Source organism: Paraburkholderia sp. CNPSo 3272 (assembly GCF_024206495.1).
GTDB lineage: Bacteria > Pseudomonadota > Gammaproteobacteria > Burkholderiales > Burkholderiaceae > Paraburkholderia.
Window position 1 is genome coordinate 46,234 of record NZ_JAMBPQ010000019.1, and the last position, 15,959, is coordinate 62,192.

Annotated in this window: 12 protein-coding genes and 1 riboswitch; of the genes, 7 read left to right on the top strand and 5 right to left on the bottom strand. The window is 68.6% G+C overall.

Annotated features, from left to right (window positions below):
• From M3I53_RS22330 to M3I53_RS22340, 3 genes are all read left to right on the top strand, one after another.
• Entirely contained in the window at positions 1-1,398 is a 1,398-nt protein-coding gene (locus tag M3I53_RS22330; RefSeq protein ID WP_254318028.1) for a FecR domain-containing protein, read from the top strand.
• 26 nt (positions 1,399-1,424) lie between these two features.
• The gene (locus tag M3I53_RS22335) at positions 1,425-3,833 is read left to right on the top strand and encodes a CHASE2 domain-containing protein (RefSeq protein WP_254318029.1); all 2,409 of its coding nucleotides are present in this window, start codon (positions 1,425-1,427) and stop codon (positions 3,831-3,833) included.
• An 89-nt stretch (positions 3,834-3,922) separates the two neighbouring features.
• Complete coding sequence (locus M3I53_RS22340) at positions 3,923-4,549, top strand: DUF4136 domain-containing protein (protein ID WP_254318030.1); 627 nt, start codon at positions 3,923-3,925, stop codon at positions 4,547-4,549.
• A gap of 1 nt (position 4,550) precedes the next feature.
• Here the strand turns inward: M3I53_RS22340 and bluB are convergent, their stop codons facing one another.
• Genes bluB through M3I53_RS22360 form a run of 4 tightly spaced genes read right to left on the bottom strand, consistent with a single transcriptional unit; the run spans position 4,551 to position 7,638 of the window.
• Positions 4,551-5,246 carry a 5,6-dimethylbenzimidazole synthase gene (bluB, locus tag M3I53_RS22345; protein ID WP_254318031.1) on the bottom strand — a complete coding sequence of 232 codons (696 nt, stop codon included), beginning with the start codon at positions 5,244-5,246 and terminating at the stop codon, positions 4,551-4,553.
• Positions 5,230-6,540 (bottom strand): cobyrinate a,c-diamide synthase, encoded by a 1,311-nt coding sequence (locus M3I53_RS22350; RefSeq protein ID WP_254318032.1) that lies wholly within the window; start codon positions 6,538-6,540, stop codon positions 5,230-5,232. Before M3I53_RS22350 ends, bluB begins: the two co-directional genes overlap by 17 nt.
• A 4-nt stretch (positions 6,541-6,544) precedes the next feature.
• Positions 6,545-7,147 (bottom strand): cob(I)yrinic acid a,c-diamide adenosyltransferase, encoded by a 603-nt coding sequence (gene cobO, locus M3I53_RS22355; RefSeq protein ID WP_254318103.1) that lies wholly within the window; start codon positions 7,145-7,147, stop codon positions 6,545-6,547.
• Entirely contained in the window at positions 7,147-7,638 is a 492-nt protein-coding gene (locus M3I53_RS22360; protein WP_254318033.1) for a cobalamin biosynthesis protein, read from the bottom strand. Before M3I53_RS22360 ends, cobO begins: the two co-directional genes overlap by 1 nt.
• A gap of 142 nt (positions 7,639-7,780) precedes the next feature.
• Positions 7,781-8,052: riboswitch (cobalamin riboswitch) on the top strand.
• 212 nt (positions 8,053-8,264) lie between these two features.
• On the opposite strand from M3I53_RS22360, the gene cobW reads away from it, so the two are divergent.
• The 4 genes from cobW (at position 8,265) to M3I53_RS22380 (ending at position 14,877) form a co-directional block, all read left to right on the top strand.
• On the top strand, positions 8,265-9,356 hold the full coding sequence (gene cobW / locus M3I53_RS22365; protein WP_254318034.1) for a cobalamin biosynthesis protein CobW: 1,092 nt from the start codon (positions 8,265-8,267) through the stop codon (positions 9,354-9,356).
• 27 nt (positions 9,357-9,383) lie between these two features.
• Positions 9,384-13,178, top strand: coding sequence for a cobaltochelatase subunit CobN (cobN, locus tag M3I53_RS22370; protein ID WP_254318035.1), 3,795 nt, complete (start codon positions 9,384-9,386; stop codon positions 13,176-13,178).
• Positions 13,175-14,212, top strand: a complete 1,038-nt coding sequence (locus tag M3I53_RS22375; protein WP_254318036.1) for an ATP-binding protein — start codon at positions 13,175-13,177, stop codon at positions 14,210-14,212. The genes cobN and M3I53_RS22375 overlap by 4 nt, the downstream gene beginning before the upstream one ends.
• A gap of 155 nt (positions 14,213-14,367) precedes the next feature.
• Entirely contained in the window at positions 14,368-14,877 is a 510-nt protein-coding gene (locus M3I53_RS22380; RefSeq protein ID WP_309249543.1) for a VWA domain-containing protein, read from the top strand.
• A 7-nt stretch (positions 14,878-14,884) separates the two neighbouring features.
• Here the strand turns inward: M3I53_RS22380 and M3I53_RS22385 are convergent, their stop codons facing one another.
• A complete protein-coding gene (locus M3I53_RS22385; RefSeq protein ID WP_254318037.1) occupies positions 14,885-15,883 on the bottom strand; it encodes a flagellar brake protein in 999 nt (332 codons plus the stop codon).
• Positions 15,884-15,959 lie beyond the last annotated feature (76 nt).

Sequence of the window (15,959 nt, forward strand, 5' to 3'; positions counted from 1 at the left end):
GTGCGCGCCACAGCGGTGCCGTTCCTTGCCTTCGCGCTTGCGTTCGTTGCACTTCCCCGCGGCGCAGAGGCGGGCGAGAACGCTGCGGCGCAGCCGCCCGAGATGACCACTTACGTCACCCGCCCCGGCGACTCGCTCTACGACATCGCTACCCGTTACCTGCGCAATCCCGCCGACTGGAATAAGCTCGCGAGGCTCAATCATGTGAGCGAGCCGCGCCGCCTCCGGCCGGGCACGACGCTGCGCGTGCCGGTCGCGCTGCTGCGCCAGGACGGTCTGAGCGCGAAGGTGGTCGCCGCGAACGGTCCCGTGCAGCATGCGTTCCGCGCCGGACCGCTCCTGCCGCTCACGGTCGGCGCGAGCCTCGTCGAAGGCGACCGGGTGCAGACCGGCCACAACGGCTTCGCCACCCTCGAACTGGCCGACGGCTCGCATATTGCGCTGCCGCCCGATACCTCTGTCGACCTTGCCACGCTGCGTCAAGCGGCGCTCACGGGCGCGACCGACCGCATTGTCGATCTCCGTCATGGCGAGGTGAACAGCGAGGTCACGCATGCCACGAAGAGGGACGATCGCTTCCAGATCCGCTCGCCTTCCGTGGTGGCCGGCGTGCGCGGCACGCAGTTTCGCGTGAGCTACGACGGCGACAAGGGCGCGACGGCGGTCGAGGTGCTGGACGGCGCGGTGGGCGTAGACGCCGATTCGCCGGCCGGCAATCGCCACGGCGCTCGCGCGCAGCCGCCTGCACCGGGCACGCCGCTCACCGCCTCGGAGCAACTCGTCGCCGCGCACCACGGCAACCTCACGCTGGCGGGCCAGCCGGCGGGCGCGCCCGTCACGCTGCTCGACGCGCCCGAGCTGCTGCATCCGTCCAAGGTGCAGGACGACCAAGACGTCGCCTTCGAAATCGCGCCCTCAGCGGGTGCAAGCGCCTGGCGCGTGCAAATCGGCCGGGACGCGGGTCTGCTCGACATGATTCGCGACCGGCGCAGCGCCGACCCTCGCGTGTCGTTTGCCAACCTCGAAGACGGCACCTACTTCGTACGCATCTCGGCCATCGACGCCCGTGGTCTCGAAGGCATGCCGGCGTCGTATGCGTTCGAGCGCCGGCGCGTCGCGCTCGGCACGAGCGCCGGCCCCGTCGAAGGCTCGCGCGACTTCGCGTTCCGCTGGTTCATCGACCGCAACGCGCCGAACACGCGCTTTCGCTTCGTGCTCGGCACGACGTCCGATCTGCGCGCGCCGCTTATCGACCGTACCGACATCACGGAGGGCGACGCGGTCGTGCGCGACCTGCCGAAGGGCGTCTACTACTGGACGGTGATCGCCGAGCAGTTCGACAACGGCCACTATTACCAGAAGGCCAGCCCGGTCCAGTCGTTCAGGCTCGACTGGTGACTCGGGTGGACGAGGTGGAGCCCCGCATGAGCGTGAGGCCGCCCGCGCGCCTTGGCCGCTCCGTCGGGCGACGCTTCCTGTTCGAATGGGCCGCAGTGGGCTGCGCGGGCGTGGCCGTGGTCGTGCTCTGCGTGCTCTGGCGGCTCACGAGCGGCGCCGACCATCTGGTCTATGACCGCCTGCTCTCCGCGCGCGCGCTGCCTGTGTCGCCGGACATCGTGCTCGTGGAGATCGACAACGCGAGCGTCGCGGCGCTCGGGCGCTGGCCGTGGCCGCGCGAGCTGCATGCGCGGCTCGCCGATCAGCTCGCGAAAGCGGGCGCGGCGGCCGTCGTCTACGACGTGCTGTTCACCGAATCGTCTCCCGACGACGCGCACTTTGCGCAGGCGCTGCGCGCGCGCCCGGCGTTCCTCCCCATCCTGCTCACGCCCGCCGACGACACCGGCCGCCGCGAGGCCGTGCGCCCGGTCGCATCGCTCGCGCAGGCGGTCGCCGGCATGGGCCATATCAATTTCGAAGTCGATAGCGACGGCATCGTGCGCAGCGTCGCGCTGTTCGAAGGCGACGCGCAGCAACGCTGGCCGCAACTGATGGTGCCAGTCTGGCGGGCGGTACGCAGCGGCGCCGTGAAGCTCGCCCACGGCACGCCCGCCGCCGCGCAGCGCGATGATGTGCTGCATGCGGGGGCGACGGGCAGCGAGGCCCGTTTCCTGATTCCGTTCGGGGTGAATTCGCAGACCTTTCACAAGGTCTCGTTCGCCGACGTGCTCGGTGGCCGCGTGCCGCCCGAACAGTTGCGCGGGCGCGTGGCGATCGTCGGCGTCACGGCTTCGGGGCTTTACGACCGCTTCGCCACGCCGCTCTCGGGCACGCTCGGGCCGCTGCCCGGCGTGTACATCCACGCCATCGTGCTCGACACGCTGCTCAACGGCAGCGCCATCCAGCCCGCGCCGCCGGTCATGGTCGTGCTTGCCTCGCTCGTGCCGCTCGTGGTGCTGCTGGCGGGCTTCCTCGTGCTCTCGCCGCTGCGCACGCTGCTGCTGCTCGCGTTCCTGATCGCCGTGTCGCTCGGCGCGAGTGCGGGTATGCTGCACGCGCGCCTCTGGCTCACGCCCGTGCCCGCGATCGTCGCGCTGCTCATCGTCTATCCGGTGTGGGGCTGGCGTCGCCTCGAAATGACGATGGCTTACCTGCGCAAGGAACTGCGCCAGCTTGCCGACGAACCCTACCTGCTGCCCGAGGCGTCCAGGCCGCGCCGCGAATTCGCCGGCGACGCGCTCGCCCAGCAAATGGCGCTCATGGCGCAGGCCGCGCAGCGGCTGCAGGACATGCGCCGCTTCGTTTGGGACAGCCTCGATTCGGTGCCCGAGCCGATTCTCGTGGCCGACCTGCGCGGTGTCGTGCTGATCGCCAATCATGCTTCGCGTGCGTATCTCGAGCGCCTGAACGTGAGCGCCGCGGAAGGTCGCCGGATGCAGGACGTCTTCGGCGACCTCGCGCTCGTCAAGCCGATCGACCCGTCGCCCGACGCGATGGCGTTTGCGCACGCGCATTGGCCCGCGCCGCTCGACCCGGCGCGCGGCGAGTTCGCGGAGTTGATGGAGCGCGGCGTGGAAGTGCGCGCGCGCGACGGCAGCGACTACCTGCTGCGCTACGCGCGCTGCACGAACGCGCAGGGGCAGGCGGTGGGCTGGATCGCGGGTCTCGTTGACGTGACCGAGCTGCACGACGCCGAACGCCAGCGCGAGGACGCGCTGCGCCTGCTGTCGCACGATATGCGCTCGCCGCAGGCCTCGATCGTCGCGCTCGTCGAGACGGAGCGCGAGCGCGGCACGCTCGGCTCCGAGCCCGTGCGCGGCGTGATGGAGCGCATCGAGCGCTACGCGCGCCGCTCGCTCAAGCTCGCCGACGACTTCGTGCAGCTCGCGCGCGCCGAGTCGCAGGTGTATGCGCTCGAGCCCACGAGCCTCGCGGAGCTGGTGATCGACGCGAGCGACGAAGTGTGGCCGCAGGCGCACGCGAAGCGCATCCAGATCGACACCGCGTTCGAAGGCGAGCAGATGGGCTGGATCAACGCCGACCGCTCGCTCATGACGCGCGCGCTCGTGAACGTGCTGAACAACGCAGTGAAGTACAGTCCTGCGGATACGCGCATCGTCTGCACTGTCGCGCTGGACGACCGCGCTCCGCCGCGCGTGGTCTGCTCGATTCGCGATCAGGGCTACGGCATCGCACCGGAAGATCAGGCGAGGCTGTTCCAGCCGTTCCAGCGCTTTCACGCGGAACAGCGGCCCGAGGTGAGCGGCGCGGGGCTCGGCATGGCGTTCGTGAAAACGGTCGTGACTCGCCACGGCGGCGACGTCCAGCTGGACAGCGAGCCAGGCAAGGGCACCGTCCTGACGATGTCGCTGCCCGCGTTCGACGCGCCGTTTTGAGGCGCGCCGGGTCGCTGCGACTGCGCGTGAATGCATGAATAACTGAATGCCGCCGGCCGTATGCCGGCGGCAACCCGATGGAGTGTTTCGTGAAGACCTTGCTGTCGATCTGTCTCCTGCCGATGCTCGTCGCCCTCGCCGGATGCGCGGGCGTGACGACCGACGTCGCGGCCACTGGCGCGCTGCCTGCTGCGGAGGCGACCAGCCAACCCGTGATCTACCGTTTTGCGCCAACCCCCGCCCAGGCCGATGCGGGCGAGGTCCTCCCGTATCAGGCGTTGCTGAGCGACGGCCTCGCGCAGCGCGGCTTCAAGGCAGGCGCGCCCGAGGCGGCGCGCTATCTCGTCTCGGTGGCGTGGGACACGCGCCCCGCCGAGGTGAAAGTCGTGGACGCCGGCTGCGGCGGCGGCTGCGCGCCGGCCGAGGGACCGTCGTTGCCGTGGTTCGGGCGGCCCCACGTGCATACGCTGACGCTGCGTTTCTTCGCGCTGCCCGAAGGTAGCGAGGTCTACAAGGTGAGCGTCGTGAAGCGCGACCGCAACGCCGACGCCCGCGAGGCCGTGCCGTATCTCGTGGCGGGCGCACTGGCGCGGCTGCCGTACGCGGGCGCGCCGCAATGGCGCGTCAAGCTGAAGGGGCGGCCCAGCGCCGGCACGGAGGATCAAGCGCCGGGCATGCCGGAAGTGCTCTCCGTCTCACCCGTCAATCAGCAGTAGTTCAGGGCACCTTTCCGGGTGTGTGCGGCGCCGCTTCGGGCACGCTCGCCGGCTCGTCCTGCGGCCAGCGGTTTTCGTACACGCATTCGCCAAGCGGCTTGCGTTCGGCCCATTTCTCCATTTCGAGCATCGGCTGCGGGTAGAACGCGTCGACCTGACCCACGCAGAGGATCGCCACCGGCTTGGCGCCGGGAGGCATGGCGAGCAGGGCGCGCACCTCGGCGACGTCGAAGATCGACACCCAGCCCATGCCGAGCCCTTCGGCGCGCGCCGCGAGCCACATGTTCTGGATCGCGCACGCCACGGAAGCGAGGTCCATCTCGGGCAGCGTGCGGCGTCCGAAGACGTGGGCTTCCCGGCGATCCATCAGCGCGACCACGAGCACCTCGGCGCAATCGCGCATGCCCTCCACCTTGAGCTTCATGAACTCGTCGCGGCGTTTGCCCAGCGCATCGGCGGTTGCAATGCGTTCTCGCTCGACTGTCGCGTGTAGTTGCTCGCGCAACGCACCGTCCGTTATGCGCACGATCCGCCACGGCTGCATGAAGCCTACGCTCGGCGCGTGATGCGCGGCGTCGAGCAGGCGCGCGAGCGTCGCGGGATCGATCGGGCCCGGTGCGAAGTGCCGCATGTCGCGGCGCTCGTAAATCGCGCGGTAGACCGCCGCGCGTTCGGCTTCGTCAAAGGGCTGTGCCATGAAAGAGTGCGGCCGCGAAAGCCGGATTGGAGGGCCAGTAAGCGTGCATATAGGTGGCCGTGATCGAGCCGTGCCGGTACAGCGCCTCGCCGGGCGCGCCAGTTTGTGCGTGGTGTGCCGTGAGCGCGGGGGCCAGCGGCGTCGCCACGCGCGAGTAGTGAAACGTGTGGCCGCGCAGCGCGCCATGAGCGCCGTCGAGCTGCTGCATGCCGAGCGCCGCGAAGCGCCTTTGCATGACTGCCTCGCCCGGCAGCAGGCCGAGCATCGGCGTACGCGCGCCTTCCACGTCGGTCAGTGCGTCGAGCAGATAGAGCATGCCGCCGCATTCGGCGACGAGCGGTTTTCCCGCTGATACATGCGCGCGCAACGAATTCGCGCTCTGCGTATTGCGCGCTAGCGTCGAGGCATGTAGCTCGGGATAGCCGCCTGGCAGAAAGATCGCGTCGGCGCTGGCGGGCGCGGGCTCGTTTGCGAGCGGCGAGAAGTAGCTCACGCTCGCGCCCAGCGTTTCGAGCAGCGCAATGTTCGCCGGATAGAGAAACGAGAATGCGGCGTCGCGCGCAATGGCGATATGGCGGCCTTCGAGCCGGTGCGCAATCGCTTCGTCATGCGAAGGATCGGCGAATGCCACCGCAGGCGGCAATTCGGCGAGCGCGGTTTGCGCGAGCGCGTCGGCGGCGCGTTCGATGCGCGCGTCGAGGTCGTCGATCTCAGCGGCCTGATGCAGGCCGAGGTGGCGATCGGGGAGAGCCATCGTCGCTTCGCTCGCAACGTGCCCGAGCCAGCGTACGTCGGCGGGCAACGCCTCCTGCAGCATCTGCGCGTGACGCGCCGAGCCCACGCGGTTCGCCAGCACGCCATGAAACGGCACTTCCGGCCGAAAGCGCGCAAGACCGAACGCGATCGCGCCGAAGGTCTGCGCCATCGACTTCGCGCTGACGATGGCGGCCACCGGCACGCCAAACTCAGTCGCGAGATCGGCGCTGCTCGGCGTGCCGTCGAACAGACCCATCACGCCTTCGATGAGAATCAGGTCGGCTTCGTGCGCGGCCTGCGCGAGCAGGGCGCGGCACGTTTCTTTACCCACCATCCACAGGTCGAGCGAGAGCACGGGCGCGCCGCTCGCGCGTGCGAGGATCATGGGGTCGAGAAAATCCGGCCCGGTCTTGAAGACGCGCACACGCCGGCCCGCGCGCCGGTGCAGTCGCGCGAGGCCAGCCGTGAGCGTGGTCTTGCCCTGGCCCGAAGCGGGCGCGCTGATGAAGAGCGCGGGGCAGGCAACCGTTGCGCTCATGCGCTTAAAACTCCACGCCCTTTTGCGCCTTCACGCCTTGCTCGCGATACGGATGCTTCACGAGGCGCATTTCCGTGACGAGGTCGGCCGCTTCGATCAGGGCGTCGGGCGCATGGCGACCCGTCACGACCACGTGCACGCGCGGCGCGCGCGAGGCGATCACACCGAGCACTTCGTCGAGCGGCAGGTACTCGTATTTGAGCACGGTGTTGAGTTCGTCGAGGATCACCATGGCGTACTCGCCGCTCTCGATCATGCGCTTCGCTTCGTCCCAGCCCTTGCGCGCGGTGGCGATGTCGCCGTCGCGATTCTGCGTGTTCCAGGTGTAGCCGTCGCCCATCGTCACGAAATCGCAGTGCGCAACGCTGCCGAGAAAATCGCGTTCGGCCGTGTGCAGCGCGCCCTTGATGAACTGCACGACGCCAAGCTTCATGCCGTGGCCGAGCATGCGCACCGCCATGCCGAACGCGGCCGTGCTCTTGCCCTTGCCGTTGCCGGTGTTGACGATCAACAGGCCCTTTTCGTGCGTCGCGGCAGCCTGCTTCTTCTCGTGGCCCTCGCGGCGGCGTTGCGTCATGCGTTGGTGCGAATCGGGATCAGTTTTCATCATCGGGAATGGGTGGGTTGCGGCGCCTTCGCGTCCGTGTTTGCAGGGTCTTGCAGAAAGGCTGCGATGGCGACCGTCACGCCGTCGAGCGCCAGCTTGCCGCGCACGAGCGGAGCGCCGCCCGCCGCAAGACGCGCGCAGGGCTCGCACACGCCGTCCACGCCGAATCGCGCTTGCGCGGTTGCGGAGGGCGGCGCGAGTGTCGGCGTTGCGGCGAGTTGCTCGCGCGGGTACGTCTGCAACGGCAGCGCATGTGCCGCGCAAAACGCTTGCAAGCCGGGTTCGCCAGCTTTCGCGTCGAGCGTTGCCACGGCCGTTACGTTGGCGAGCGGCCACGCGCCGAGCGCGGCGCGGACCGCGGCATCGATCTGCGCGAGCGTCACGCCGCGCCGGCAGCCGATGCCGAGCGCGAGCGGCGGCACGCGCTGCGCGGGCTCCAGCGTGGCTTCGAATGAGGCTGCGCGCGAGGCGCGATGTTCGGCAGGATTCACGGCGAGAGCGTCGATCGAAGGCGTGACCGCAGAGGCAAAACGAGCAAAAGAGTCGCATTCCGGCCGGCGCCGGATGCGCGCTACGATAGCACACGCTTTTGCGGCTTCCCACGCCTTCCTTGACGCGCAGGCCCCCCGCGCCTACACTCGCACGCACTCTGGTGCTCGCGCGCGCGATCCAATAATGCACGCGCAGTTAAACGGGAATCAGGGAGCCATCCCTCCTCGGGCATGGCCAACCTGAACTGCACCCGCAACGGTACAACGAGCGCGGCGTTCGCACGAATGCCGCAAACCGCTTCCATGCTTTACGCAGTCCACGCCACTGTGCAAGCCGGCCGCAAGGCCGCTCGCGCGGGAAGGCGAAGCGGTGTTTCGTCAGTCCGGATACCGGCCAGATACGTGGGATTCGCGCTGCGGGGATGCGGTGCCGGGTCCGTGATTTTCATGCGTCAGCCGGGCGAGGCCCGGGTGCGTTTCTGGTCGTTCGTCCCCTGCAGGTTTTGAATCGTTGCGCGTGACAGCGTCTCCACGGATACGCGCGCGTGCGCAACACGACACCCGCACGAACGGCAGGCGCGACGCACCATGCCCCTCGATACGGCCTGGCGCCGAAGGAGCACTCAATGCAAATGCGCAAAATTCCGGTCACGATCGTGACGGGCTTTCTCGGCAGCGGTAAAACCACGTTGCTGCGTCATATTCTTCAGCACGCGGGCGGCCTGCGCGTCGCGGTCATCGTCAACGAATTCGGCGAACTCGGCATCGACGGCGAAATTCTGCGCGGCTGTGGCATTGGCTGCGACGAGAACGGCAACGAAACGGAAGGCCAGCTCTACGAACTCGCGAACGGCTGCCTTTGCTGCACCGTGCAGGAAGAGTTCTTCCCCGTGATGGAGAAACTGCTCGAACGCCGCGGCGATGTCGATCACGTGCTGATCGAAACTTCGGGTCTCGCGCTGCCCAAGCCGCTCGTGCAGGCGTTCAACTGGCCGTCGATCCGCAATGCGTTCACCGTCGATGCGGTCGTGACCGTGGTGGACGGTCCCGCCGCCGCGAGCGGCCAGTTCGCCGAAAACCCTCAGGCCGTGGACGCGCAGCGCCGCGCCGACCCGAATCTCGATCACGAGTCGCCGCTGCACGAGCTGTTCGAAGACCAGCTTTCGGCCGCCGACCTCGTCATTCTCAACAAGACCGATCTGCTGGACGTTGCGGGCCAGGACGCGCTCATCGCCGAGCTGCGCGAAGAGCTGCCGCCGCAGGTGAAGATCGTGCGCGCGCAGCACGGCAAGCTCGATCTGCATACGCTGCTCGGGCTCGAGGCGGCCTCCGAGGAGAGCATTCATCTGCGGCACGACCATCACGGTTCCGCCGACGATCCCGATCATCATCATGACGAGTTCGATTCGGTTGTGGTGTCGGGCAATGCGGCTTCGCGCGAGAGCGTGATCGAGGCGCTTCAGCAACTCCTCGATGCGCACACGATCTATCGCGTGAAGGGCTTTGCCGCGTTGCCGGGCGCGCCGATGCGCCTCGTGATTCAAGGCGTGGGCCGTCGCTTCGACAGCTATTTCGACCGCCGCTGGAACGCGCAGGAAAGCGCGGCGCAGCCGCTCGCGAGCCGCTTCGTGCTGATCGGCGAAGACCTCGATGGCGCGACGCTGCAAGCGGCCTTCGATGTCGCGTTGGCAAACGTGCAGACCGCGGCCGCGAAGTGATCGCGCCTAGCTAGACGAGGCAGTCCCATGCATTTGCTGCGCACTACGCCTGGCGGTTTCGTCGACGACACGCAGGGCGTTATCCGGATCGACCAGCAGCCCGCCGAGATCGTCGTGCTCAGTTCGGCGGACACGACGCTCGCGCTACTGGCGAGCGTCGTGTCGCGCCTGCCCGCAGGTTTCCCGAGCGTGCGGCTCGCGAACGTAACGTATCTGCGCCAGCCCGCGTCGGTGGATTTTTACGTCGAAGACGTCCTGCAGCACGCGCGCGTGGTGGTGGTCGATCATCTGGGCGGCGAAACGTACTGGCCGTATGGCATCGAGCAGGTCGTCTCGCTCGCCGAGCGACGCGGGCAACTGCTCGCGATGTTTTCGGGCGACTTGCAGGAAGACCCCAATCTCATCGCCAAGAGCCGCGCCGAGCCCGAATTTTGCCGCTTGCTGTGGCGCTATCTGCGCGAAGGCGGCGCGGCCAACGCCGAATCGTTTCTGCGTGCGCTCGCGTGGCGCGCATTCGACTGGGGAAGCGAGCCTGCGCCGCCCGTGGCGCTGCCGGCCGCCGCGCTCTATTGCCCGCAGCGCGACGTCGCGACCATCGACGAATGGCGCGCGCGCTGGCAACCTGGCGCGCCGGTCGTCGCGCTGCTGTTTTACAAGGCGCATTTGCAGGCAGCGAACACCGCCGCTTTCGATGCCCTCATCGACGCGCTGCTCGCGCGCGGCATGAACCCGCTGCCGCTTGCGATCACGTCGCTCAAGGACACCTTGAGCCGCGACGTGCTCGATCAACTAGCGGCCGAGCACGATGTCTCGCTGGTGCTGAACACCACCGCATTCGCGGCTTCGTCGCTGGACGACCCCGAACCGATCGCGCTCGCCGGTGACGCGCCCGTGCTCCAGGTGATCCTGAGCGGCGGCAATCGCGAAGACTGGGTGAAGGACAATCACGGCCTGAATTCGCGCGACATTGCCATGCATATCGCGCTGCCCGAAGTGGACGGCCGCGTGATTACGCGCGCGATCAGCTTCAAGGGGCTCGCGTACCACTGCAAGGAGACGCAGGTCGATGTCGTGCGCTATCAGCCCGATGCCGAGCGCGTGGCGTTCGTCGCCGAACTGGCGCGCCGGTGGTGCCGCTTGCGCAGCCTGCCGAACGCAGAGAAGAAACTCGCGCTCGTGCTCGCGAACTATCCGATGAGCGAAGGGCGCATTGGCAACGGCGTGGGACTCGACACGCCGGCCTCGTTGGTCGGCATCCTGCGCATGCTGCGTGACGAAGGCTATCGCGTGGCCGATCTGCCCGAAGACGGCGACGCGCTCATGCGCATCCTCACGCAAGGCGTCACGAACGATCCCGACACGCGCGCGCTGCGCCCCGCATGGCAGAGTCTTTCCCTCGATGACTACCGCGCGCGCTTCTCGCAACTTCCCGTCGAGGCGCAAAACGCGCTGATCGCGCGCTGGGGGGTGCCGGAGGACGACCCCACCGTGCGCCGCGGCCGCTTCATGATTGCGGGCTGGCGCTGTGGCCAGGTGTTCGTGGGCATTCAGCCTTCGCGCTCGCGCGGCGACGACACCTACGCGAACTATCACGACGCCGAACTCGTGCCGCCGCATGCGTATCTCGCGTTTTACTTCTGGCTGCGCGAGACGTTCGGCATCGACGCCATCGCGCATGTGGGCAAGCACGGCAACCTGGAGTGGCTGCCGGGCAAGAGCGTGGCGCTTGCCGACACCTGCTGGCCCGACATGGCGCTCGGGCCGCTGCCGCATCTGTATCCGTTCATCGTCAACGATCCGGGCGAGGGGAGCCAGGCCAAACGCCGCGCCCAGGCCGTGATCATCGATCACCTGATGCCGCCGCTCACGCGCGCCGAAAACTATGGGCCGCTGCAAGACCTCGAACGTCAGGTCGATGAGTATTACGAAGCATTGATGGTGGACCCGCGCCGCGCGAAGCTGCTGCGCAAGACCATCCTTGCGACGATCATCGAGCATCGGCTGCACGAAGAGTTGAGCGTTTGCGCGCCGCAGGATCAGGCCGGCGAAGACGAATTGCTCACGCGCGCCGACGCTTACCTCTGCGAGCTGAAGGAAGCGCAGATTCGCGACGGCCTGCATACGTTCGGCGAATCGCCGCAAGGCCAGCAGCGGCGCGACACGCTGCTCGCGCTCGGGCGCTATGCGTGCGGCGACGGGCAGGGGGCGAACGCGGGTCTCATCGACGCACTCGCGCGCGACCTGTGCATCGATCACCTCGTCGATCCGGCCACGGTCGATTGGGCTGCGCCGTGGCATGGCCCGCGTCCGCCGCAGCTCGCTGCGGTGAGCGATACGCCATGGCGTCATGCGGGCGACACGCGCGAACGCCTGGAAATGCTCGCGGCTACGCTGATTGAAGACATTTGCTCAGGCCAACGAAGCGATGCGCAGCAGGCATCGCTGCCGCATGCGGCCCAGGTGCTTGCGCGCCTGCGCGATGACGTGCTGCCGCGCCTCGACGCCTGCGGCCCCGAAGAGATGCGTCAGCTGCGCCGTGGCTTGGAAGGCCGCTTCGTGCCGCCGGGTCCGAGCGGTTCGCCCTCGCGAGGCCGCCCCGACGTGCTGCCCACGGGCCGCAACTTCTACTCCGTCGATACGCGCGCCGTCCCGACCCAGGCGGCGTGGACGCTCGGCATGAAATCGGCGCATCAGCTCATCGAGCGTCACCTGCAGGAGCACGGCGACTACCCGCGCGCCGTGGGGCTTTCGGTATGGGGCACGGCGACGATGCGCACCGGCGGCGACGACATCGCCCAGGCGTTTGCGCTGATCGGCGTGCGGCCGAAGTGGGCCGCCGGCAGCCAGCGCGTGTCCGACTTCGAGATCATGCCGGTCGAGGCGCTGGACCGGCCGCGCATCGACGTAACGCTGCGCGTATCGGGCTTCTTCCGCGACGCCTTTCCCAACGTCATGCATCTGTTCGACGCCGCCGTGCAGGCGGTGGCCGGTCTAGACGAGCCGGAGCACCAGAATCCGCTGCGCGCACGCGTGCTGCGCGAGCGCGACGCGCTGGTCGCGAACGGTATGGCCGCCGACGAGGCGCGCCGCCGCGCGGGCTGGCGCGTGTTCAGCGCGCGCCCCGGCGCGTACGGCGCGGGCTTGCAGTCGATGATCGACCATCGCCAGTGGCAGACCGACGCCGATCTCGCGCACGCGTACCAGGCGTGGGGCGGCTACGCCTACGCGCAAAAGAGCGCGGGTGACGAGGCGGGCGAGGCGTTCCGCGCGCGTCTCGCGACGCTCGACGTGGTCCTGCAGAACCAGGACAACCGCGAACACGACCTGCTCGACTCGAACGACTATTACCAGTTCCAGGGCGGCATGGCCGCGGCGGCGCGGCACTTTTCGCAGGCGCAGCCCGCGCTCTATCATGCGGATCACAGCAACCCCGCTGCGCCGCGCATTCGTCCGCTGCACGAAGAGATCGCGCGCGTGATCCGCTCGCGCGTGGTCAACCCGAAATGGATCGATGGCGTGAAGCGTCACGGTTACAAGGGCGCGGCGGAAATGGCGGCGACCGTGGACTATCTGTTCGGCTATGACGCGACCGCGCGCGTGGTGGGCGATCATCAGTACGCGCTCGTCGCGAACGCCTACGTGCACGACGACGACACGCGCGAATTCATGCAGCGCCACAATCCGCACGCGCTGCATGCCGTGTGCGAGCGGCTGCTCGAAGCGATCCAGCGCGGTCTCTGGCAGGAGCCGGGCGAGCATCGCGCACAACTCGAACACCGTCTGCTCGAAGCCGGGCAGCATCTGGAAGGATCAGGACCATGAGCGCTGCGGCCACGCGTCCCGCGTTTCCCTTTACCGCGCTGGTTGGCCAGGCGCCACTGCAGCGCGCGCTGCTGCTCGCGGCCATCGACCCCGCGATAGGCGGCGTGCTGGTGAGCGGGCCGCGCGGCACCGCGAAATCCACGGCGGCGCGCGCGCTCGCGGCGCTCCTGCCGGAAGGCGCGTTCGTCACGCTGCCGCTCGGCGCGAGCGAGGACAAGCTGATCGGCACGCTCGACCTCGAAGCGGCGTTGCGTGAGAGCGCGGTGCGCTTCGCGCCGGGGCTGCTCGCGCGCGCGCACGGCGGCGTGCTCTACGTGGACGAAGTGAACCTGCTGCCCGATGCGCTCGTCGACGTGCTGCTCGACGCGGCAGCGAGCGGCGTGAACACGGTGGAGCGCGATGGCGTGTCGCACACGCACGACGCGCATTTCGTGCTGGTCGGCACGATGAATCCCGAAGAGGGCGAGTTGCGTCCGCAATTGCTCGATCGCTTCGGCTTGATGGTCGAACTCGGGACGCCTTATGACGTCGCTGAACGGCAACGCATCGTCAAGGCGCGTCTCGCGTTCGATGCTGATCCGCAGGCGTTTTGTGCGGCGCGCGAGGCCGAACAGCGCGCGCTCGCGCAGCGTATTGCGGCTGCCCGCGATGCGCTCGACAAGCTCGACTGGAGCGATGCCGTCCACGAGCGCGCGGCGCAGCGTTGCATCGAGGCCGCCGTTGACGGCTTGCGCGCCGACCTCGTGATGCTGCGGGCGGCGCGTGCGCTCGCGGCGTTCGAAGGGGCGCAGGCGGTGAGCCCGCAGCACGTCGACGAGGTTGCCAATTGTGTGCTCGCGCATCGCCGGCACGCCATGCCGCAGCGCTCCGACGCGCCGTCTTCCCCTGAGCAGCGGCCGCCCTCATCCGCACCCATGAGCGAAGACAAGCACACCGAAACAACATCGGATGCCGATTGGGGCGAGATGCCGCCCGAGCCCGTCGCGGCGAAGGCCGTAAAGGGCGTGATCCCGCTGCCAGCAAAAAAACGCTGACCCGTCGGGCACAGGCCGCCGCCTCGGTACAGGGCGGCGCTCGACGGCGAGAAGGCCCGGGGCGCGGTCCCGCGCAAATCGCGAAGCGCGGCGAGCGCATCGCCTGGCCGCCCACGCTCGCGGCCAAACGCGCCGGGTCATTGCAGGCGCAACATTTGCGCTACGCCCAACGCAAGACGGGTTCCGGCGCGCTACATTGCTTCGTGCTGGACTGCTCGGCTTCGATGCTCGCGCGTGGCCAGCTCGCGCTTGCCAAGGGGTTGTTGGTCGCACTATTCGACCGCGCCCGCGCCGAGCGTGTGGAAGTGGCGCTGATTGCCTTCGGCGGTGCCGGGGCCGAGCTGCGGTTCGGGCCCGCGGTGCCGCGCTGGTGGAACGAGCGCTGGATCGAGCCGATCGGCGGGGGCGGCGGCACGCCGCTCGAAGCGGGCGTCGGCCGCGCGGCGCAGGTGCTCGAAACCGCCGCGCGCCGCGATCCGGCACGCGCGCGCCATCTCTGGCTGTTCAGCGACGGCCGCACGACGCAGTGGCCCGCGCGGCCACGCCACGCCGACCATGTCACGGTGATCGATTGCGAACTTGGCGCGCTGCGCGTGGGGCGTTGCGAGGCGCTCGCGCAGGCATGGGCCGGCGAGTGCCTCGACGCTCAGGCGCTGCTCGCCTGAACGCGCGTCAGCGCACGCTGCCGGTCCAGTAGAGCACGTCGTCCTGACGATCGAAAACGTAGACTTTCATCGCCATCTGCTCGGCGGCCGTGAGGCGGTCGAGTTCGAGGCCGAGCGTCGCGTGCGCGGGGTCGCCCGTTTCCGCTTGCACGTTGCGGATGACCGCGCTCGTTTCGATCGCCGTTGCGTTCTCGCCCGAGCGCAGCTGGAAGGCCACGCGCAGCCGCTCGCCAACCTTGCCGAGCGCCCACGCGGCGCTCACCGAAAGTCCGAGCGCGCTGATCCCGCGTGCGAGCGCCACGCCGTCATAACCCGTGCCTTCCTCGCCGATGCCGTAGCGCACGGGAAATTGCGCGCGCACGCGAACCGAGCGGCGTTCGCGCAGGCGGCGGATGTTGGCGGGCTTCGACAGCACGAGGTAGTCGAGCGGTGACTGGCTGAGCGCATGCACGGTGCATACGAAGCGATAGACTGCCTGGCTCGCAATCGCGACGATTTCCACGTTTTCGCACGGCGTGATGGCGATGGGGCGGCCATCGACATAGGGCGTCGTCACGAAGAGCGCTTCGTTGGGCGCGAAACCGATCAGGCGGCACGGGTGCATCGGCGCGCCGCTCGCGCCCATCTGCGGACGCAGGCCCATCAGCGCGCCGATGGTCAGGTGCATGTCGCGCGTGGTGGCGGCGGTTTCGCTAATGCCGGGTGCGTTCCTGGCCGTCGCGCTCTCCGGTGTGGCCTCGAGCCGTTCCATGTCGCCGCGATGCGGCGCGAAATGCAGGAACAGAAAGTCGCGTTCCGCTTCGCCCATCAGCACCGCGCCGGCGTCGAGCAGCAGGGCGCCGTCGCTATCGACGACAGGCCATGCGAGCGGCTCGCCTACCGGCAGGGCTTGCGGCGTGAGTGGGGCGGCTTGCGTTGCGGCGTCGGTGGTTTCGGGTTGATCTTCGGTGGTCGGGTTGGTCATCGGCGCAGGGTGGACGGTGAGCGGTTCGCGTAGTGAAGGCACTTCGCGGGTTCATCTGGTTTACGGCGCTGCGGCAGCGAAATTGAGTGTGTGCCGCGATTCGAAGGCGGTTTCGCGA